The organism is Marinobacterium sedimentorum (assembly GCF_024267675.1).
Classification (GTDB): Bacteria; Pseudomonadota; Gammaproteobacteria; order Pseudomonadales; family Balneatricaceae; genus Marinobacterium_A; species Marinobacterium_A sedimentorum.
Genome location: NZ_JALDYX010000001.1, coordinates 140,479 through 161,163 on the forward strand (window position 1 = coordinate 140,479; position 20,685 = coordinate 161,163).

Genomic DNA, 20,685 nt, shown 5'->3' on the forward strand with positions numbered 1-20,685 from the left:
CGCCAGCGATTTTCTCTCCCCACAGGCCGCAAAAAGATTCCATTGCCGCAACAAAAAAATGTATACTGGCGGCATCTACGGGGGTGACTTGGCTTCGACGCTGATTACGAACCCTTGGGTGCATGTCGAGTTCGTAGTGAATCTCGTAAATCCGTCACTACACAGTTATAGTTGCTAACGACGATAACTACGCTCTAGCAGCTTAAGGCCGCTAGCGCCGCTCTCTAAGGTGTCTGTAACTCAGAGGTTTTGCGGTGTCATTGGAGACAGAATCGCCCGGATGCTTTGTCTCAAGCTGAACGGTTAAAACTAAAGAGGCTCGCCCACAGCACCCTGGCTCTCGGGTCGCGACGGGTTAATCTAATCGAGAAGCCTAAGCATGTAGATCTTAAGGCAGAGGATTGGCGGACGCGGGTTCGAAACCCGCCACCTCCACCAAATGCCCGTCGATAAAGGCCTGTTTTTACAGGCCTTTTTCTATTCTAGCCCGAAAAAATCCTTCAAGGTGTCACCAATGTGTCACCGAAGCGCACTAGACCAAGATTGATAGCGCCCCTCCGATGCTCCAGTGACAGGTTTGCGTATCACATTGTACCTCTACCGACGAGTGCCCGAAGCCATGACGTATAGCACCCAACACTAACCTCTCAGGCTCCAGCCAACGGGCGCTGTTACCAAGGCAGGCTCCCACAACATCGTCAAAGTGCGGATTAGATCAGGCTCAGTAGCGATTGCCGAGCTCTGTCAAAAATTGATCTGCTCGCTATGCCGGTAACCAAAGCAGTTCATGCCTACTATACTTTGACAGGCTTGAGCGACATCAATAGGCTCGCAGAAATTAAATGACCTCCGGAAAAGTCTGAGACTTATCAGGGGGCGCCCTCAAATGACTATCAATTGCGTCCAAGGACGCTACATCATCCCTAGCCTCAGTTGATCCCGATGTTCATCCATTTTCTTCTGATTACGGATGTACTCGCGAACCATTGCTTCATCTAGGCCAACCGTCGATACGAAGTAGCCTCTTGCCCAAAAATTATTACCATTGAAATTACGTTGCCGGCCTTTAAACTGCATCGCGATGGCTATCGAACTTTTGCGCTACAGGTAACCAACCACCTTTGATATCGAGTACTTAGGCGGAATACTGATACATATGTAAATGTGATCCGGCACAAAATTTCCCTCAACAATTTTTACGCCCTTGCATCCTGCAAGTTCATGGAATATTTCTCCCATGCATCGGAGAAGCTCTCCCATAAATCATCTTCCGCCTCTTCTTCGGGATGAACACCAAGTGGTACTTAAAACCCCAGCGCGTATACGCGAACCTTTCATGGTCTCGCACAGTGCTACCTTCTGCTTTCTTGGTCGAAAACGAAGGTACATAGACCGTAGACTCGGTAAAACATATGCGACTCACCCTGGCATAGTCGGGGATTTACCCCTCGTTAATTCAGATAACTAGTGCGACACTCATGGTTGAACGCTATACGAGTGCAAGTCCACTCATTGCTCACTATCATGCCTCTATGCCGTTTAAGTCCTAGAAGTGCTACAATGATTTTTCACACGATGAAAACTTGATAGGATATAAAAATAACATGGGTATACATTTACATAATATTATATTTCCCATTATGATATTAGTTAATCTATTAGCTCTTCCTATTCATGCAAAAACATTTGATCCACACAATGAACTTAAGTATATCGAAATAAAAAATTCAATTTCTTGCAGCTCATTAGACAATGATGAAACGTATCACAACATAAAAAACAATTGTCAAAAATCTCTTCTTGCTATATTTAGATTTTCGGACAACATAGGTAATTATATCGAAACTTATACATTAGCACCTGGCGAATCCAAATTACTTTATAAATCTTACAATATTTCGTATAACTTATATGACACAGAAACAATTGATTCAACATGCGGAAACGGTGTATCTGACTTCCTTCTATCTTCAACAGGGCTATTTGAAGAATCTGATGGAAAAAAACTTTTATATATAAAGAAATACAAGCAGTACTTTGCTTATATTTTGAAAAAAGGTCATATTAATTTCCGCTGCCATGTGGAAAACATTGAGAAATCCAGCAACTAACTAGCATACTCATAATATGAGACATATCACGTTAGACTCAGCACTTTTTTACTATTATTAATAGCTTCTAGCACTTAAATAGACTGTAGACAGGATTCAGCTTGACCGCATCCTGCAAGTGCTCGGGTGCGAGGTGTGCATACCTCATCGTTACCTTTACCGACGAGTGCCCCAGAATCCGCTGCAGCGTAAGAATGTTGCCTCCGTTCATCATAAAGTGCGACGCGAAGGTGTGCCGGAGTACATGACTGGCCTGACCTTTCGGCAGCTGGATCGATGTTTTTGCAATAGCGCGGCGAAATGCACCTATCGAGCTGGTAAACGGCCCCACCAAGCGCCAGTGATCGAGCAGCCTATCTATCAACGCCTGGTCAATCGGTACTGTCCTGACTTTCCCCGATTTCGTATTGCTGAACGTCACGGCCCCGTTGCGCACCGAGCTAGACCCCAGCCTTTCCGCTTCTGACCAGCGGGCACCAGTAGCAAGGCAGACCAGGACTATCATTTCCAGGTGAGGATTGGCCCCAGCTCCACGATTACTGACCGCAGTCAGCAGTTCATCGATCTGTTCTTTCGTCAGCCAGGAGAGTTCATGTTCCTGGAGCCTGATAGGTTTAATGTTGGCGAGCGGATTCGGGTAAGTCACCTCGCCCAGCGAGCGTAGCTCGTTAAACACAGCCCGAACGTAGGACAGCTCGTTGTTAAGTGTTTTATCGGAAATACCAGCTGCAGAGCGCTGCCGACGATCACGAGCATACCGACTAGCATCAATGCCTTTCGCAATCGGATCACCGAGCCGAGCAGCCAGGCGCTGCAGAGCCCGAAAGCGCCGTTCACCATCGCGCAATGTATGCCCATGCATATCAAACCAGAGCTGCACCAACTCCAAGAGGCGTCGCTTATCAGCGCGTTTAGGCAACCAGTCCGAGTCCTTGACCTGCCTCTTGTTGAGCACAGCCAATTGGAATTGCCGGGCATCGACTTTGTTATCGAAGGTTCTACGTAGACGATTACCACGCGACAACTCTACATCGACACGCCAGCGACCCGTTGCTGTCCTCTTTATACCCATCAGGCCGCTACCTTACTCGCTAGTCGTCGCTCCTTTAATCCCTGCTCGATGACCTCGAACAGTTCGTCTTTGCTGACCTTGCGCTGCTTGCAGTAGCCCATGAGATCAGCCCACATGCCGGACTTTTTGAGGCATTTCCAGGCCTGTCTTGCGCTGATGTTGTTCCTGGCGTAGATCGACAGCAGGTTGCCGAGTGCCAGGGCGACGTTCTTTTCGTTACCGATACCGGGTCTCTTGTACATGCGTTTCTCCGTGAAGCTTGGGGACGGTGGGTAGAACTCGGCGTCCTGTTCGAGCAGGGTCCACAGTGGATGTACGTAGTCCCTGGAGCAGTCGAGACGGAAGTTCTGCAGGGCATAGCGCCAGATGTTGCCCAGGTACGCTGTAACGGCCTCGAAGCTCTTCAGGTTGACCTGGTTGTAGTCTGCAAACTGATTGATCACGGTATGACTGAAACGGGCCTCACAGCGCCATACAGGGGCGTCCTCGTTATAAAGCTTGGTGGTCAGGTCTTCGGCTACTTTTTCGCGCCAGATGGGCAGGAAGAAGTCTGCCTTATCGTGGGCGTAGATCTCTTTGGACTTGTTATAGATCGCGAACTGCAGGGATGAGGCAGACCCGAAGGTGTAGGACTGGCCACGACCATAGATGGCAGCGACTTCGCCGGTGGTGACAGAGAGGTCAGAGAAGCCGTTACGGTCATACACCTTGTGAGAGCGACAGGTGAGGGATTCAGCCAGGTTTGCCGGAGGTGTCCAGCCCTGGAGATCGCAGGCCAGGTGGATTGCACAGCCGTTAGGTGTGGGCTCATCGGTGCAGGCTTCACGGGCGATATCGTCCATCATGATTTGCAGGGATTCCGGGTACTGGTCCCGGATGACTTTAGGCGATAGCTCGATTTTGACGTGGGAGCCTTCCTGGTCGGCTTTGATGTGGTTGTTCTTGATCAGGACGACCAGACCATCAGAGACGTTCTGCAGCAGGTAGGCAAATCCAGACTTACCGCCCCTTCTCAACAGCCAGGGTCTGCCGAACCAGTGGTATTGGGCTTTTCCTGGTGAGTCTTCCAGGCGCTCAGAGAGGTCATTCAATAAAGCTTCGTCCGGAGTGCCCTTGTACAGCTGTCTCACTGTGTCGATTGAGGTGTCCAGGATCACCAGATCATCAAAGGAAGAGAGTTCACCCGAAGGCATAACGAAAGTTTTCCCCTTCTGATCCAGTTCAAAATTACCGTTGTACCGTGGAAGATGTTGCTTACTCATTGGCTGCCCCCAATCTGAGCTGTATATGGTTGTCAGTGAATAACGATGTATTTATTTGAGACGTGCTACATGGCCGTCTGCTGGCGCGTTGTGCGCCCGGGTAATGCGCCGCTGGCGTGCTCGTTCCTGCGCTGCGGCGCGGCGCGTTACCCGTCGATAGGGCTGCCCTCCGAGCTGTACGTCGCTGTTTTAAGGGTTGGGTCCCACATGCGGTGGTTGACGATGTTCTTGCAGGCGGAGAAGCTCATGTTTATTTTGGTGATTTGCTGGGTGTAGCACTGGCAATGGTCGATCTCTTCTTTGCGCCAGCTGACACAGTAGGTTTTGGGCGCTTCCACCGGCATCATGAGTTCGTCATAGATAGGCGCGGTGGACGGTATGCCAGCGATCCGCGGGCGGTAGAGCTTCATGTACTCAGCTGGATCGAGCGGAAGCTTGGCGATTTCATCCGCTGACTTCTGGTTGGACTGAACAGGCTTTTCTTTCAGGTCCAGGCGACCGGTTGCGGATTGAGGTTCGGTGCTGGTTTCTTCCACCTCGCCCCTGGAACTCAGGTGGCCATATGCCTTGTATAGAAAGCCTGGAAGCAGGACTCCCAGAAACAGAAAAATGAGTACCAGCTTCAACGGTACTCGGGCCTTGTGCGTATGCACCTCAGCAGACTTATAGATGCCGAAGTACTTCTTATCGAAGCTGACTTGCTTGATCTGCGCAAACTCGCGGGCGGCTTTGCTATCGGTGTTGTCCTGGCACTTCTCGAAGATAATTCGCTTTACCCGAGTCCAGCCATACTTACGTTCGTAGTGCTGATGCTGACCAACAAGCGGACGAACAGACGTATCAATGAGCCTGGAATGCTGTGTGATGAGGACAATATCAATCCCATAATGACGATGAGTATTAAGATGGGAAACGTGCGGCGGCGCTTCACCACGAACATTGCGCGGCGGAAATACATTCTGACATTCATCGATAAACACCACTGAGCCGTGTGGCAGTTCGTACCAGGTTTTCACGTCGTCCGGGGACAGTTCGTGCCAGGGTAGCGTCAGTTCACGAATGCCGAAGTAGAAAACAGGGCGATCCTTGAATTGCTCATCCTCAGCCACGAACTTGATGGCGTTAAGGGTTTTGCCTGCACCAGGTACACCTGTGAATAAGAAGATCATAGGGGTTTCTTCCACATGATTTTAGGACCGGCTGTGACCGATTTATAAACCATGACGCCCGCTATGGCACCGAACCACTGACTCAAGGCTGTTTGAAAACCCACGGCCTTGAATACATACAGGCCAGCCGCCGGAAAGTTATTAACATTCAGCATCAGTTTTGCGTAGATCTGATCGAACGCTATTTCAAGACCTCCGAAAATCACAAGAGATACCCCCAGCGAAACAATGATGGCTTTGACAATGGGCGTGATAATCGAGGAGATAAAAGCCCAAATTCCGGCTGCAGCTAATACAGGTAATGGCATGATTAAGTCTCCAGGGTTGCTCTACGTATGAACATCATGATTGCGAATCCGTTAAAGAATAAAACGGGGTAACGCATGGCAGAAAAGAAGCTGCACAATGGCCCCATATCCAGTTCAATCCAACCGGAGATAACCTGGGGACAATCCGCCGTGACACCATCATCAACCATCCAGTCAGGGACACCGAGGGATTCAGCAACATCGATGGTGCCACCATTTAACGCCGATAACTGGCCATCGGCATCAGTGCCAACAGCCACGTGATCACCAAAATCATCAGACTCTATCCATTCCTGAATAGATTCATCAGAGATATACGAGCAAGAACGCTCAAAATTTATTTGGAGCTGAGCACACTGCAATACATCACCGGTACATTCAAACTGATCAGAACAGCTCAATACATCAGATACCTCAGGATCGGTGAAACAGTCTTCGCCCTCACATACGCTGCCAGTCTCCTGTGTTGTTTCTGTAGTCGTGCAATTGTTTTGAGGATCACAGGTAGTGGTGGTGTAAGTTTTGGAGGAACCCTTGCTACCATCCAAGGCGGTTTGCTCTGTCGATGTCTCTGTGACGCTCTCAGTTGAGCCGTCGGGATTTACCGTTTCAGTTTGAGTCTGTGACACAGCCCCCTGTTGCGCGTCCCTAGATGTATCTGACTCCGTACCGGAAGGACAGGAATTAGGATCAGGAGCAACGGCGGTTACCATGGTACGGTCTTCGTTCCAGCAATTAACATAGGTCGGACAATTCATTTCAATCCCGATGCGACCCATGAAAGTCCCATCCGGTTTGTAGCAATTCTGCATTTCCTGGTCTTCCGGGTAGACGTCTTTGAAGTTACCGACAAATTCAGAGTCAGCGTTATAACCGTTAGTACCAGGGCAGTTTTCGCCGGTGTATTTGGCGAATACTAGCCAGCTGTTGTTTTCTTTTGAGTAAGTGGCCGTATCCGCAACCAACAAGCAGCTATTGTCACACCCATAGTTAAAATATTTATCAGACGTATAAAGGTAAGAATCCGGTTCAAGAGTCTGCAGTTCGTTACAGTCTTCTATCGGTTCATCACAAACGCCGTTTTCATCTAGATCCTCCATGCCTGCAGGGCAATTATCAGTACTGAACAAACGCCAATAATGAACGATACGATGATCACAATAGGCATTTCCGCAGGACGTGGTTTCAGCTGTGCCATATTCTCTGTACAACCAATTGTGATAGGCGTCATAACCATCATCATTATCCCAGGTCTTAATGGAAGTGCCGCAGTTCCCCTGGCTGGATTTATAAGCATACCCTTCAAAAGAACCTGGACGAACAGTATTACTACAGTCGGAAATCATACGATTAATAGTCTGCTGCTGAGTTTCTTCAGGCGCCTGAACAATACGATGAATATAAACATCATTATGCGCATTAGCGAAGGATGCCAGGAGGAAGAAGATAAAGCCTACAGCCAAAGCAAATATATAATTGAGCGGGTGATTAGAAAAGTTAGGTTTTAGATAGCGCATAACGCCTCCTTACATCACTCGAATCATTGCGTACATGCAGAGGCAGCCGACAACAACAACCAGGCCGTAAGGATCTATAGACATTTTGTTGCCTCCAATATAAAAGGGGACGTTTCCGCCCCCTTATCCGAAACCGAGCGTTAACGGTGGCCGTTAGCGGGCTGCGCGTTTCAGGTACAGCCAGACAGCGACTGCGATGGAAACGAACAGGAAGGCAGCACCGACGTAAGCGATGTCAGTTTTCACTGACGCCACTTCGGCATCGAACGCGACTGTATCCAACGCCGCGAAGGCCTGACCGGCGGAAGCGGCAAGCAGTACGGCACCTGTAACCACTGCACGACGAGCAATGCCGTGTGCAGCCTCAGCGCGCTTACGAAGCGCAAGAAGTTTACGATTCATGAGTTGTTACCTCGCTACTCATGTTGTGGATAAGCCGCATTAAGACGATGTAGCTTGCTGCGGCGACGAATATCCAGATCACGCTGTCCCACACGTACTCCCATTCGGCAGCGGTGTAGGCTTGGTTTCCCTGGATTAGGGTTTCACTTTCGACTGTGGCCCAGGTGCCGGAGCAGATGGGTTCTCCTTCACTGCCTACTGAGACAGTGCCGTCGCAAGTGATGAATACGGACATGGCTTAGGCCGCGTTGGATGCTGGTTTGCCCGATGTGACAGGCTTGATGGAGAGCACCTTGAAGGACATTTTCTGGCCGGCGCCCTGGACGGGTTGTGCGACGATTTCGCAGTTGCAGGGCAGGTGTTCACGCAGCTGTTCAACGACTTCATAAGGCGCCGCCAGTTTCATGATTTCAAGGCCGACGAGGTCTTCGTTGGTGCCGTCAGACTTTTGGGTCATGTAGAGGGCGGCGCCTTTGTTGCCGTCCATGTTGTAGCGTTTGGCCTGGATGACTTGGCCGGTCAGTGTAATGTTCATGGTTTCACCTCGACGTTTATGTTTCCGCATCCCGGGCACTTCACAGTCCTCCGAGGAAACGGCATTTTGATAATGCCTAGACAGGCGTCACAAGATCTGTAGGAGACAGCGACTGCACCATTGCTGATGTCGTACAGGGTTTGGGTTCTGTTGAGCTTTTTGGTTATTTTGGGTTTTTTAACAATGTCGAAAAGATCCTGATTAATAGGGGTTGGATTAAAATTCTGTTTGGTAACAGGTTCGGAAGCCAGAGCCGGAGCCGGAGCAATAGAAACGGTGTTGCAGGTGCAGATATTATCGGGACCGCAGACCAGGCATAGGCCTAGATTTTCGGCTGTATGAACGCACTGGCGAAGTCGTTTGTTCATGGTCATTAAGTCCCGTAATTCTAAGATCTGCATGTTGCTGCGCAACCAGGCTCTATGAACTTCGTTCACCAATAACAGACTACGTTATTGGCCCTGCGGGTAACGATCCTTCATGCCTGCGCACTCCGTTTGCTAAAAGCAAGATCGCTCCAACTCGAACTCTGGGCGGTTTACCCGCCCGGCAGTGACGTTAATCTTTATGCTGACGATGAGACAATTCTTTAGGTTTTAAAGAGACGCTACGCTCAAGCTCTTGAAAACCTAAAGCCTTGCCTCTGGTATCGCCAGCGATTAACGACAATGACGGGCGGGTAACATCACCACCTGTTAAAACCCCCAACATCAAAAGCGATAAAGCCAAAAGCTGAATTCTTAACCGGCCCTAACGGCATGAATAGGGCCGGGGTAGTTGCGGATACCTGCCGTACAGCGAATTAACGTGTTGGGGTTAGCCAACACGCCCCCGGCCAAGCGGGCAGGCCCAGCCATTTTGGGAGCCGAAGCGGTGTGTGTTGTCGTAATGGTCCTGGAACCAGTAACGAATTTTCACACCTTCAAAATCAAATGAGAATCCAGACGGTAAGAGTGCGTTGCTGCAGTGTTTAATAGCCCGTGCAGCAAGTTTCACGTCGCCTGTGCCTTCAATTACATAGCCAATTAATCGAATCGCTTTATTTTCCATGCTATTCACCCTTTAGCTAATCCAGCTTGATTGCTAAATCGGCAGCACTGCTCGGAATGCCGGTGTGGAAACCAATATGCGTCACAGAAACACAGCACCCGTTTATGCTCTTTGTTCATTCGATAGATATCGACTTGATAACAACCACCGCAACTGCAAACAGGTTCACGCCTGTACTCTTCTGGACGCTTCCTTAATGTTCGCCGCGATCTGCAAGACCGGCAGCGACACGGAAACCGCCTGGACATATCACCTCCCTATGCTTCCAGTGCCAGAGCGACCTGGAAGGCATCTATGTTCTGCTCTACGTAGTTCAATGCCTGGAGCATGGATTCAAGGGCGGCGAACACATTGCCGAACGAATCCTGATGACGCGGATTAGCTGTGTAGGACTCACGGATATAACGATCAGGCTCATATGGAGAGCTTTCCATAGGGCAACTGGTCACACGATGGTTGCCATATAAAGGACGATCCGGCACCGGACCCTTGATCAGACACCAGATATCCAAATCAACAGCCAGGCCAAAGCCGCTTGTCTGGCAATCAACCCTGCAGCCTTGCGCATTGAGGCGCAGTGCCTGGGCCATGACTTCGGATGCCATCGCGGCGAACCGCTCGGCATCGGTAACGCGGGAAAGGTCAGGGCAACCAGGCAGAACCAGTTGCGGGTTATGTGAAACAACGGAAGTGTTCATGCGACTACCCTCCCCTCATCGGCCAGGTCTTTGCACAGCTCATAGAGCGCAACGAGGTTGATGTATCGAGTGGGGCGTTTGCCTGGTGCTGGCGGTGTCAGCGTGAATACAGGCAGTTCGCCGCGATCCATCTGGCCTGCAACTGCTGCAGGAGTAACGCCAACGTGACGGGCGTACTCAGACGGGCGCATAAGGGGGACGGCCAAACAGCCATCTTTGAAAATCGAAATCATGTCCTTTTTCATGCCGTTAATCTCCATGCCGTATCAGAGCGAGTCCCGCTCCAGGAGCTGCTTAGAGAGCAGCGAAACGTTTACCAGGCGGTGCTTCCCGATACGCTCAGTAGGGAGCAGCCCTTTTTCGATCCAGCCGCGAACAATGGATTGCTCCATGCGTATCCAGTCCGCGAACTCACGCCAGGCCATCAGGGGCGGCGTTGGTGTTGCTACAGGAGTCATCGGTTGTTGTTCCATCGTTGCGCCCCTATAATCCGTTGTTAGAAGAAGCCTACTCATGTTTGTACTGAGTACATATTCACATAGTACAAACCATGTCATAGTTTGTACAGGTTACAAATATGGTATTTATCAATGGAAAGTAGCGCGGCTGATAGAGCTTTGCTATTACTTGAGCAAACAAGCATCAAGGAACTAGCCATACCTCACAGCAAAGAATACGCACGCTGGCAGAACGTGAAACGCGGTAGAGCACGAATGGGCATAGAAGAAGCTGAAACTCTTGCAAAGCTCTACCCCCAATACGCTCTTTGGCTCATCACAGGTAAAGTCTCGCCTGAGATCGGACAGACCAGTCCAGAGCTCGACGAGATCAGTAGCTCAGACTCAGGGGCGGTAAACGCGGGATAGAAGTTGCACAGACAGTGAAGGAACGCTGGTACAACCACAGGGAGGGCTGAGTATGGAGCCGCAAGACAAAGAAAACAGATCCTGGGAGAACATCAAACCCGAGCCAATCGAAATTAGAAGCCACCAACAACGAAAATCCGTTTACAGCTCTGATTCATTACCAATTTGGGCCCAGGTAATGGGTGGAGTACTCGCGGCTGCTATCATAATTTTTATTTTCCGCGAAGTGTACGATCGTTACCAACTATACCAGCTGCAAAAATTCCTAGAACAACAAACTCAAAGTTTCATACAACAAAGCAATTCAGCCGTAAAACAAGCAAACATCAATGCTGAGCGCATGCGCCAAAAAATGGAAATACAACGCCAACAAAGTAAAACTCAAAGATTAGAAGAAGAAAAAGCACGGCTGGCTGAGCAAAAAAAACAAGCATTAGCCACAGCTAAGCGAAATAAACTAACATCCGATGACTGCCGATTTTGGACAGAAAATTACAAATCTTACCAAACAGAAAAGCACAAACAAAAAATGAATGAATACTGTACATTAAACAGAATAGAACGAGCTGTAATAAGCGCCAAATTTTAATGGTAAGTATCAAACTAACAAAATGAATAAGACTTAGGGCGGTAAACACACAATAAAATTTTCCAGGCGGCGAAGGAATTTCTAGTACAACCACAGTGAGTGCTAAGTATGGATATAAAACCTGATAATGATGAAATACGCCACCGCACAAAATACCGCTCGAACTACAACAGCGATGCGCCACTTTGGGGACATATAACAGTTGGTATAGTGGTAGCAGTGCTACTAATCGTCATGACGAAGGAAATACTTCACCGCTACGATTTGTACATGGTATCCCGGACATTGGAAAACGCTACGAAAGCACTACAACATGAAGCCGCTGAACAACGAAAACAGCAAACTGAACAAAGAATTGCTGAAAACCGTTACAAGCAGTACAACAGTCCACAATGTAAATTCTGGCGACATGATTATAAAAATAAAGGCACCATCAAAGGGCTAGATAAAATACGCGAATACTGCCCTTAAAAACCACCTAAATAAAATAATTTTTGGATTCCAATAAAAGTATACATATTACCATCTATGAACTTTCCTTTCATCCTACCATTAGCGTATTAGGCTTTCAGAATATCATAGAATATAAGAAACCATACCTAATCCACAATTTTCAAAAAACCATTATAATGGTCGTTAGTTATTATGAAGTAAGGTACACCTAAAGTCGAAAAGCACTTTTCAAAGTAAGCTAATGCATAATATTGACGCTTATCTAATTCCCCGATAGATACAATGGGCCTTTTTCTTTCATCATCTAGCAATCTATTTGAGAGCAAATCTTTAGCTTCTAAATATAAAAAGCAGGCCATATCCAACCTAAGCCGCTCAAAGACATTGATATTTACATCAACCAATTTCTTTGGCGTCTCTATAACATTATGCAGCTCAATTATTATATTTTTTTCAGAGTTAAGCTGACGATATATCTCAAAACCACATTCAAGAACTCTCTGATTATTAGCAACAGAATCTTCTGTAAGCTCATCGAAAGCTATGGTGCCATTGTAATTCTTAAGTATCTCTGACGCCTTTACACATACAAAGTCGCTTCTTGCATCACAAATTTTTTCTGCCAAAGAACTCTTCCCAACACCAGAAAGGCCAAAAACGCCTATTACCTTTCTCACAGATACTCACCCAATATCTTCTTAACGGTTGGCGATAAATAACAGTATGATTGCGGTGGATTAAAACCACTCGACCTCAAAATAGAAAGAGGAGCTCCATTTTTAAAATGAACAATATCTCGCAACCAAACGGCAACACCCTCTTTATGACCTTCATAATAGCTATCAAAGTCCTTTTTAGCTATGCATGCATCATGTAAAAAACGATCACGAATATCGCTAACCGCTAACCGTTCAACTTGACTAATTCTCGCAAAACCTGTAACTTCCTTGACGGGTGAAGAACTGTAAATATATACAATATTCCCAGGGAAGAACAACCGACCAACCCTCTTTCTTAACTCAATCTTTTTGGCCCCGCTAAATATCTTATCGGCATAAAAAGGTTTGATACTTAGAATAATTTCACTCATTATCGAATAACCTTATCAAGACAAGGAGTAACCCGCGGTGGCAAGGAGCTTGGGATTTTGGCTGGAAAAGCCGCGTCCAGATGGGGACAATAATACCAAAGTTGAGCTGCATTTCAACTATTGGTCCTTAAATAATGGACTTACAAATTATATAGACATTGGCGTAAAGATATCAGAAGCCGGTCTATTTGATTCAATTAACTTTTATTTGCCTTTCAACATCGACCAAATCGATTATAAACCTGACTTAGGAAAAAGGGTTTGTGAGAACCTTGTGCTTGTTTCCGCTATATTTAACTCGCCCGCCAAGCATGAGAGCCATACAGAAACAAAAGGAGTTTATGATTTCTCCTTCACCACCGACACCGAGAGTCCTCAGCTGAGATTCTTCACTCAAATTTTACTGGCATCTGACTCGCTAGGTGGCGTCACATTAGAAAGATCAAATCATGAAAACGAAAAAGGTTGCCTGTTAAAATTCCCACGAGACTTATTCGAAATAGAAACAAAAGTCGACACAAAAACAAAGTTTGACAATTATTTCAGATTCCGAGTTATTTTGAAATCAGATGCGCATCGAAGTATATCTCAAATATACGAAGCAAAAGATTCCTTTATAACTAATCATTTCGAAAAAACAGAAATGGTTGACTTTAGGGTTAATGAAACCAGAAATTTACCTGAGAAAATTCGCGCTAATCTAAATGACCACTCTCATTTATCTCGAATTCATTTCTTTTTAATAAGAGAAGCAAATTCTGAATACAAAATGTCTCATTCACAGTACAGTCGATGCAGAATTCTTGAAGACGATCTATGGAATAAGTACTTAGAACAAGACGACTCTTCGAAGAAAAAGAAGAAACAAAGCCAGATGTTAATATATCACTGGAAAACTAAGGAAAAAGAGGAAGATATAGATCACTTTTCTGCTTTTGCGAAGTTTACCAGAAGAAATGTTACAAATTTGAATATTTTGGTCATACTAGTAGTGTTAGTTGCCCTAAGCATTTTCTCCGGGCTATTGACAAATTTAACTTGGAGTTCTATGCATAAAGAGGTAGAATCCTGCGAGCTTGCTGATGGTACACAAGAAGCCCCCTCTACGGGGGGTAATCTTGGCAGTTTAGACAGCACCCGAAGCAGCAGGGAGGGAGGTCCTCGGGGCACAGAGGACGGTCAATCCAAGGCACAAAGCGCAAATACGATGCTTGACAAACCTAAACACGGAGGTGAGCAACAATGACTACTACTAACATACTCACCAAGACCAGCTTCTCACTTGAAGTCACTCAAGACATCGGGTTCCCAGCACTTAGAGCGCTGCTGCAAGACGTAGCCCCGCTTTATCCATGTTTCGATGCTTGGCTAAACTTCACTTTCCGACGCAACATGCGGATGGGAGAAAGAAGTGTCGTTATAGCTCACGATGGCAATCAGCTCATGGGGGCAGCGCTCCTAAAACTGCGTCGCGAGGAAAGTAAGATCTGTACTTTCTTTGTGAAGCCTGCCTATCGCGATATGAACATAGGTACCGAATTAATGGATGCAGCACTAGCCACGCTGGATCGGAATGATACTTTCATTACCGTTTCGGACGATAGAAAATGTGAGCTAACGCCACTGTTAATGTCTAAGGGCTTCAGCGTCTCTCATTCAATTGATGGCCTGTACCGACCGAGTAGCACCGAGTACTTTTTCACACTCTAATCGCTACTTAATTAAAAAGAGGCGTTTTAACTACGCCTCTCACCCACCCTCTCATTTGTATTTCTCTATAAACGCCTCCCGTAACTTTAGCAATTAGTAACGTACTGTTAAGCTACTGACACTGAATGATTCGGGGTTGAAAACAGCCTAGAAGTAAACCCGTATCAACTCTTATCGGACTCAATAGTCCGAGACATGGCAGCCATAGAACATGAATGTGTCGCGCTCAGGGTGTCGCAAAAGTGTCGCAAACGTAGCGGTTTACAGTGGTACAACCACGGAGGCCAGCAGCGTGAAACCGTCTGAAATCAAGGCATTGCGGTACGTAGTGGTCTAACGATCACACGATGTTGAGGGTTCGAAACCCGCCACCTCCACCAAATGCAACGAGAAAGGGGTTACCGCAAGGTAGCCCCTTTTTCTTTGGGATTTTTATGGGTGCGAGACAGCGTTGCCGCCTGCGACAGCACCTCGAAGGACGAGGATCGTAGATCCAGGCAATTCCGCTCCCAGCAAGAACAAACAAGGCTTTCGAAACGAAGCCTTTTTTGTTGGCCCAATTTTTAAAAAGGCCCGGCGAGGGTCGCCGGGCCTTGTGGTTATCGAACTCAATCGGCGGGGTATAAGTCCCGTTGTGCCAGGCGTTTCAGTTCCTGCAGCAGCACACTGAGCTGGGTAAAACTGGGTGCCGGGCTTGCCTGCAGGGTTTCAAACATGGCCAGCACACTGGTGGCGCTGGCCTGCAGAGCCTTGAACCAGATACTTTCACCGCCGGGGCGCGTGGCGGACGCGGCGGCGAGCCATTTGCGGCCCAGCTCAGACACCAGAGCGTTCAGTTCGGTCCTGAGCGAAGCCCGGGCCTGGCGTTGCCAGCTATCACCTGCGGGCAGGCAGCGAATGCTATGACGCAGCCAGTGCAGTTGCAGCAGGTCTTCGAGCTGAAAGTAGGCCGTGCCGGCCATTTCCGGCCCGAGGTCGCTACCCGCCTCCATTCGCGCGATATCAAGCCCGGCCAGCACCGCGGGCAGCTGTGCTACCCCCTCGGCCAGCGCCTGGGGGATGCCCTGTGCGATCAGTTCATCGGCCCTGGCCGCCAGGCGCTGTTTTGCCGCCGGTGTCTGCACCGCACGGCTGCACCGCTCGATGCCCGATTGCAAACGCGCCAGCGTGCCTTGCACGTCAGTCAGGGCCTCTTCGCTGTTAAGCAGCCAGCGACACGCCTGCTCCAGCTGTTCGCGGATTGCATCCAGCAAATCCCGCTGCAGCGCATAGGGCACATCGGCTCCCAAGGCATCAACTCCGGCCCACAGGGATTCTGCGCCCAGGAGTTCACGGGCAATGAGGTAGGCACAGAGCAGTTCGAGCGGCGTAGAGCGCAGTTCATCCTGCAGCAGTGTCGCAAAGGGCACGCCCATGCGATTCACCAGCTCGCCGGCATACCGGGTTGCGAGAATTTCGTGGCGCAACGGATGTTGCTGAATCAACTGCGGGTATTGCTGCGCCAGCCGTGTGGGGAAATAGGCTGCTAACCCTGCACCGAACCAGCTGTTGTCAGCCAGTTGCGCCGCCACCAGCTGGCCGGACAAGTGCAGCTTGCTGTAGGCCAGCAGTACGGCGAGCTCCGGCCGGGACAGCCCCTCCTGGCGCAGGCCGCGTTGTGCCAGTTCACTGGCATCGGGCAGGTGTTCAAGCGCAGGATCCAGGCCACCGTCAAGTTCCAGCGTGCGCATCAGCTGCACGTAGCTGTCCAGATCCCGGGCTGAGCTGCCCACCGCCTGGCTCAGCAACGCCGCCTGGCGGTAATTGTTATCCAGCACAGCCTGCGCGACCTCGGCATCGAGCTGCGCCAGCAAGTGGTTACGCTCTTCGAGCCTGAGCCCGGTGTCATGCACCGCCTGATTCAACAGCACCTTGATGTTCACTTCGTGGTCCGAGCAATCGACGCCGCCGGCATTGTCGATGGCGTCGGTGTTGATCAGGCCGCCGGCACGCGCATATTCGATGCGCCCGCGCTGCGTCAGCCCCAGGTTGCCACCCTCGGCCACAACCTTGCAGCGCAGATCCGTGCCATTGATGCGCACGGCATCGTTGGCCCGGTCCCCCACACTGACATCGGTTTCGCTGCTGGCCTTGACGTAAGTGCCGATGCCACCGTTCCAGAGCAGGTCCACCGGGGCCTTCAAGATATGGCGAATCAGCTGCGCCGGCGTGAGCATATCGGGTGCATCAGCGATGGCCAGCGCCTGGCGGATTTCAGGACTGATGCGGATCTGCTTGGCGCTGCGCTCGAACAGGCCTCCGCCCGGCGAAATCAGCGCGGCCTGATAGTCGCTCCAGCTAGACCCCTGCAGCTCAAACAGACGCTTGCGCTCTATGAAGCTGGTTGCGGCATCGGGCGCAGGATCAATAAAAATGTGCCTGTGATTGAAGGCGGCCACCAGACGAATGTGCCCGGATAGCAGCATGCCATTGCCAAACACATCCCCCGCCATATCGCCGATGCCAACAACGCTAAAGTCCTCCCGCTGGCTATCGCGCCCCTGTTCACGGAACAGGCGCTTGACCGATTCCCAGGCGCCCCGGGCGGTAATGCCCATTTTTTTGTGGTCATAACCGTTACCGCCGCCCGATGCAAAGGCATCGCCCAGCCAGAAGTCGTACTCTTGGGAGATGGCGTTGGCGATGTCGGAAAAGGTCGCGGTGCCCTTGTCCGCGGCAACCACCAGGTAGGGGTCATCATCGTCGTGGCGCACCAGCGCGCCCGGTGCAACCACCTCGCCGTCCACCAGGTTATCCGTTACGTCCAGCAGGGCACGAATAAAGGTCTGATAGCAGCCGATGGCCTCCTGCTGCATGGCAGCCGGATTATCCTGCCCCAGGCGCTTGCAGAAGAAGCCCCCCTTGGAGCCTTGCGGCACTATGACCGCATTCTTGACCATCTGGGCCTTGAGCAACCCCAGTACTTCGGTGCGGTAGTCCTCGCGCCGGTCAGACCAGCGCAGGCCACCACGGGCTACCTTGCCGCCGCGCAGGTGCACGCCTTCCACCCGGGGCGAATAAACGAAAATTTCGAACAACGGACAGGGCTTTGGCATTCCCGGGATACGGCCAGGGCTCAGCTTCAGAGACAGATAGTCCTTGTGCAGACCCTTGCTGTTGCGCTGGAAATAGTTGGTCCGCGTTATCGCCTGAATAACGGCCAGGAAGGCGCGCAGGATTCGATCCTCATCAAGACTCGGCACCGCATCCAGAGACTGCTGCAGTGCATCGCAGCTGTGCTGCAACGCCGCTTGCGAAACGCTTCCGGAATCATGGCTTGGATCGAAGCGGGCCTCGAAGAGCCCACTCAGCATGGCGGCTATATCACTGTTACGCGCCAGGGTATCCTGCAGATAGGACTGGGAAAATGGCAGCTTGATCTGCCCCAGGTAAGCGCCGATGGCGCGCAGCACCACCACCTGACGCCAGTCGAGCCCGGCGGCCGCGACCAGGCGATTGTAGCCGTCGTTCTCGGCCTGCTGGTGCCAGAGCGCTTCAAATGCGGCCTGAAAGCGCGCTTTCAGATCGGAGTTCTTTACATCAGAGCCGTTCAGCTCAGAGCCGTGCAATTGCGCACCGCGTGCATCCGGCAGCAGCAGGCTAACGCCGAAGTCCAGAATCCAGCCGGGCTGGTCCATCCTGGAATCGCCAGCAGCAATGCCGGAAGAGCCACCCGCGCCATCCGTCCGCTCGGTCAGATGGCAGGGTCTGGCCTCCAGCACCCGCAGGCCCAGGTTCTCCAGAATCGGCAGCACATCGGACAATACAGGCGCCGGGCCCCAGCCATAGAGCTTGAATTGCCAGGCTGTCGCGGCGCAATCTTCTGCACCACTGAGCACGCAGGCGAGCCTGGTCCCCGCAGAACTGCCAGGCACAGGCTCAAGCACCGCCAGGCGCTGGATGTCAGCCAGCGCGCAGGCCGGTGCCGTATCGGCACGATAACCCGCCGGCAAGCGCGCAGCATAACGCTCAAACAGTGTCCCGGCGCGGACCTCGCCTTCAACCTCGACCAACGCAGCATGTAACTGATCATCCCAGCTCAACAGCGCCTGGCTCAGGCGAGCCTCGAGCGCCTGGCTATCGATCTGCAGCTGCCGCGCATCCCGGGTGTGAATACGATACTGAATGGCCACCAGCAGGCCATCGAGATCACCGACCCGGTACTCGGCATCAAGCCCGCCCAGCGCCTGCAGCAGGATGTCCTGCAAGCGCCGACGCATGCCGGCATTGAACTTGTCCCGTGGCAACAGCACCTGGGCGCTGACGAAGCGGCCGTAGGCATCCAGGCGGGTAAACAGCCGCAGCCGGGGGCGGTCATGCGCCTCCAGCATGCCACAGAGGATCTCCTGCAGATCTTCAGGCGTACCTTGCAGCAGCTCATCCCGGGAATACTGGTCCAGAATGCGCTCAAGCAGGCGGCCACGAAAACTGTCGGCCGGGGCCTTGATGGCGGCCCTTAACCGGGCGAGTCGAAAGCGCAACAGCGGCACCTCGTCGGCGGCCGTGCCATAGACCCTAGCGTCATAGAGACCAAAGAAGCGGTGCTCGCCAACCACCTGGCCATCGCTGTCATACTGTTTTACGCCCACATAATCCAGGTGACCTTCGCGTATCACGGGCGCACTGTAGGTCGATTTGGTCAGCATCAGCGGATTGGAGTTGCACATCAGGCCGGATAGATAGGCCGACAGCTCAATCTGCTTCTTCTCGGCGGGAAAGTGGCGCTCGAAACGCAGAATGCCAAGCCGGCTGGCAGCATCCAGTGACAGCTGGCATCGGTCCGTCGCAGTGAAACTCAAGCCATAGCTGGCGGCGCCAACCAGGGTAAAATGACCGTCCCTGAGCCAGCGCAGGTAATCCAGGGTTTCCTGCAGCTGAGTATTGCCCGGCGCCAAGCCAGACAGCAGTTGCGACGTGGCATTGATGGCAGCGCTCAGGCGCTGTCGCATCGCCGCTGCATCAGACGCCAGCATGCGCACGTCTGCAATCACATCCGCGAGACTCTGCTCAAGTTCCGCACGTTTGGAAGCCTCGCTCAGGTGCTCGATTTCGAAGCGTACAATGGCTTCAGCGTCCGCAGCGGCACAGGGCGCCTGCAGTGAGACCAGCCGCCCCTGTGCATCACGCTGCACCCCGACCACCGGATGAATCACCTGCTGCACGGCAATACCTGCACGTTGCAGCGCCAGACCGAGGGACGCCACCAGATGAGGCCTGTCTTCCATCACGACATCGACGATTGAATGGCTTTGCACCTGAGCCAGTGTGCCCTCAGGCGCGGCACCGGCTAGTACAGGCTCGGGATTAAAGACACGTACCCGCGCCTCTGCTGACTGGCGATATTCAATAAAGCCGAGCAACTCCGCTACCGATGCCAGCTGCGCACCCGCATCGCGGCTCGCCAGCGCCTCAGGGTCTATACCCTCGAACAGCAGCCGGCACAGCGATGCCAGTTGCGACGCCCGTGGTTCCTGATTCTGACCGGGAATTGCCATCAGCATGTTGGCAATAGCTTGTTGTTTTCTTTTTGCCGCTTGGACTATCACTTTTGTACCGCCCTCAACCCTTGGATTATTCCACTCAAACAACGTACAAGAGGTAAACGGTGCGGGTTCGGCACAGACCCGGCAGACGCGCCGTGCGGGCGCTCTGAGTACAGGCCTTGCCAGGTTCCCATTCGATTGCGGCCTTACTGGCCTGAAGGCCACAATCGAATGGGTACTTGATGCGAATAGGCAGTTAAAACGAACAGCCACTTAAAAAAACGGCTGGCGGATATGTGCGTATCAGCGCCAGCCGGTGCGTAAAAAGCCC

Annotated in this window: 20 protein-coding genes, 1 other RNA gene and 1 pseudogene; 6 read left to right on the forward strand and 16 right to left on the reverse strand. The window is 51.1% G+C overall.

The genetic code is table 11. The annotated features are described in order from the left end of the window. The first annotated feature begins 79 nt into the window (after nucleotides 1–79). Nucleotides 80–438, forward strand: a transfer-messenger RNA (tmRNA) gene (gene ssrA / locus MRS74_RS00685). Between the two features lie 474 nt (nucleotides 439–912). Here the strand turns inward: ssrA and tnpA are convergent. Beyond that, a pseudogene (tnpA, locus tag MRS74_RS00690) lies at nucleotides 913–1,348 on the reverse strand (IS200/IS605 family transposase). 256 nt (nucleotides 1,349–1,604) lie between these two features. On the opposite strand from tnpA, the gene MRS74_RS00695 reads away from it, so the two are divergent. Next, a complete protein-coding gene (locus MRS74_RS00695) occupies nucleotides 1,605–2,111 on the forward strand; it encodes a hypothetical protein (protein ID WP_254578344.1) in 507 nt (168 codons plus the stop codon). 67 nt (nucleotides 2,112–2,178) lie between these two features. On the opposite strand, the gene MRS74_RS00700 is transcribed toward MRS74_RS00695, so the two are convergent. The 12 genes from MRS74_RS00700 to MRS74_RS00755 all read right to left on the reverse strand — a co-directional run bounded on the left by MRS74_RS00700 (nucleotide 2,179) and on the right by MRS74_RS00755 (nucleotide 10,597). Then, nucleotides 2,179–3,183, reverse strand: a complete 1,005-nt coding sequence (locus tag MRS74_RS00700; protein WP_254578345.1) for a phage integrase — start codon at nucleotides 3,181–3,183, stop codon at nucleotides 2,179–2,181. Beyond that, complete coding sequence (locus tag MRS74_RS00705) at nucleotides 3,183–4,445, reverse strand: phage replication initiation factor (RefSeq protein WP_254578346.1); 1,263 nt, start codon at nucleotides 4,443–4,445, stop codon at nucleotides 3,183–3,185. Before MRS74_RS00705 ends, MRS74_RS00700 begins: the two co-directional genes overlap by 1 nt. 146 nt (nucleotides 4,446–4,591) lie before the next feature. Next, entirely contained in the window at nucleotides 4,592–5,614 is a 1,023-nt protein-coding gene (locus MRS74_RS00710) for a zonular occludens toxin domain-containing protein (protein ID WP_254578347.1), read from the reverse strand. Beyond that, the gene (locus MRS74_RS00715) at nucleotides 5,611–5,922 is read right to left on the reverse strand and encodes a DUF2523 family protein (RefSeq protein WP_254578348.1); all 312 of its coding nucleotides are present in this window, start codon (nucleotides 5,920–5,922) and stop codon (nucleotides 5,611–5,613) included. Before MRS74_RS00715 ends, MRS74_RS00710 begins: the two co-directional genes overlap by 4 nt. 2 nt (nucleotides 5,923–5,924) lie before the next feature. After that, entirely contained in the window at nucleotides 5,925–7,439 is a 1,515-nt protein-coding gene (locus MRS74_RS00720; protein WP_254578349.1) for a hypothetical protein, read from the reverse strand. Between the two features lie 153 nt (nucleotides 7,440–7,592). Further along, complete coding sequence (locus MRS74_RS00725; RefSeq protein ID WP_254578350.1) at nucleotides 7,593–7,841, reverse strand: major capsid protein; 249 nt, start codon at nucleotides 7,839–7,841, stop codon at nucleotides 7,593–7,595. Between the two features lie 238 nt (nucleotides 7,842–8,079). Further along, on the reverse strand, nucleotides 8,080–8,376 hold the full coding sequence (locus MRS74_RS00730) for a hypothetical protein (protein ID WP_254578351.1): 297 nt from the start codon (nucleotides 8,374–8,376) through the stop codon (nucleotides 8,080–8,082). A 558-nt stretch (nucleotides 8,377–8,934) separates the two neighbouring features. Next, nucleotides 8,935–9,105, reverse strand: coding sequence for a hypothetical protein (locus tag MRS74_RS00735; protein WP_254578352.1), 171 nt, complete (start codon nucleotides 9,103–9,105; stop codon nucleotides 8,935–8,937). An 87-nt stretch (nucleotides 9,106–9,192) separates the two neighbouring features. After that, a complete protein-coding gene (locus MRS74_RS00740) occupies nucleotides 9,193–9,426 on the reverse strand; it encodes a hypothetical protein (protein ID WP_254578353.1) in 234 nt (77 codons plus the stop codon). Between the two features lie 257 nt (nucleotides 9,427–9,683). After that, entirely contained in the window at nucleotides 9,684–10,124 is a 441-nt protein-coding gene (locus tag MRS74_RS00745) for a hypothetical protein (RefSeq protein ID WP_254578354.1), read from the reverse strand. After that, entirely contained in the window at nucleotides 10,121–10,369 is a 249-nt protein-coding gene (locus MRS74_RS00750; protein ID WP_254578355.1) for a hypothetical protein, read from the reverse strand. Before MRS74_RS00750 ends, MRS74_RS00745 begins: the two co-directional genes overlap by 4 nt. A gap of 21 nt (nucleotides 10,370–10,390) precedes the next feature. After that, complete coding sequence (locus MRS74_RS00755; protein ID WP_254578356.1) at nucleotides 10,391–10,597, reverse strand: DNA-binding protein; 207 nt, start codon at nucleotides 10,595–10,597, stop codon at nucleotides 10,391–10,393. 445 nt (nucleotides 10,598–11,042) lie between these two features. Between MRS74_RS00755 and MRS74_RS00760 the strand changes: the two genes are divergently transcribed. Together MRS74_RS00760 and MRS74_RS00765 are read left to right on the forward strand one after the other, a co-directional pair. After that, on the forward strand, nucleotides 11,043–11,579 hold the full coding sequence (locus MRS74_RS00760) for a hypothetical protein (protein ID WP_254578357.1): 537 nt from the start codon (nucleotides 11,043–11,045) through the stop codon (nucleotides 11,577–11,579). Nucleotides 11,580–11,687: 108 nt separating this feature from the next. Continuing rightward, a complete protein-coding gene (locus tag MRS74_RS00765) occupies nucleotides 11,688–12,050 on the forward strand; it encodes a hypothetical protein (protein ID WP_254578358.1) in 363 nt (120 codons plus the stop codon). Between the two features lie 128 nt (nucleotides 12,051–12,178). Here the strand turns inward: MRS74_RS00765 and MRS74_RS00770 are convergent, their stop codons facing one another. Continuing rightward, nucleotides 12,179–12,709 (reverse strand): ATP-binding protein, encoded by a 531-nt coding sequence (locus MRS74_RS00770; RefSeq protein ID WP_254578359.1) that lies wholly within the window; start codon nucleotides 12,707–12,709, stop codon nucleotides 12,179–12,181. After that, on the reverse strand, nucleotides 12,706–13,122 hold the full coding sequence (locus MRS74_RS00775) for an ASCH domain-containing protein (protein ID WP_254578360.1): 417 nt from the start codon (nucleotides 13,120–13,122) through the stop codon (nucleotides 12,706–12,708). Before MRS74_RS00775 ends, MRS74_RS00770 begins: the two co-directional genes overlap by 4 nt. 37 nt (nucleotides 13,123–13,159) lie before the next feature. Here MRS74_RS00775 and MRS74_RS00780 point away from each other — a divergent pair, with 37 nt between their 5' ends. Further along, nucleotides 13,160–14,368, forward strand: a complete 1,209-nt coding sequence (locus tag MRS74_RS00780) for a hypothetical protein (RefSeq protein WP_254578361.1) — start codon at nucleotides 13,160–13,162, stop codon at nucleotides 14,366–14,368. Continuing rightward, on the forward strand, nucleotides 14,365–14,832 hold the full coding sequence (locus MRS74_RS00785; RefSeq protein WP_254578362.1) for a GNAT family N-acetyltransferase: 468 nt from the start codon (nucleotides 14,365–14,367) through the stop codon (nucleotides 14,830–14,832). The genes MRS74_RS00780 and MRS74_RS00785 overlap by 4 nt, the downstream gene beginning before the upstream one ends. 608 nt (nucleotides 14,833–15,440) lie before the next feature. On the opposite strand, the gene MRS74_RS00790 is transcribed toward MRS74_RS00785, so the two are convergent. After that, nucleotides 15,441–20,372: an NAD-glutamate dehydrogenase gene (locus MRS74_RS00790; protein WP_254578363.1), complete on the reverse strand. Its 4,932-nt coding sequence runs from the start codon at nucleotides 20,370–20,372 to the stop codon at nucleotides 15,441–15,443. Nucleotides 20,373–20,685 lie beyond the last annotated feature (313 nt).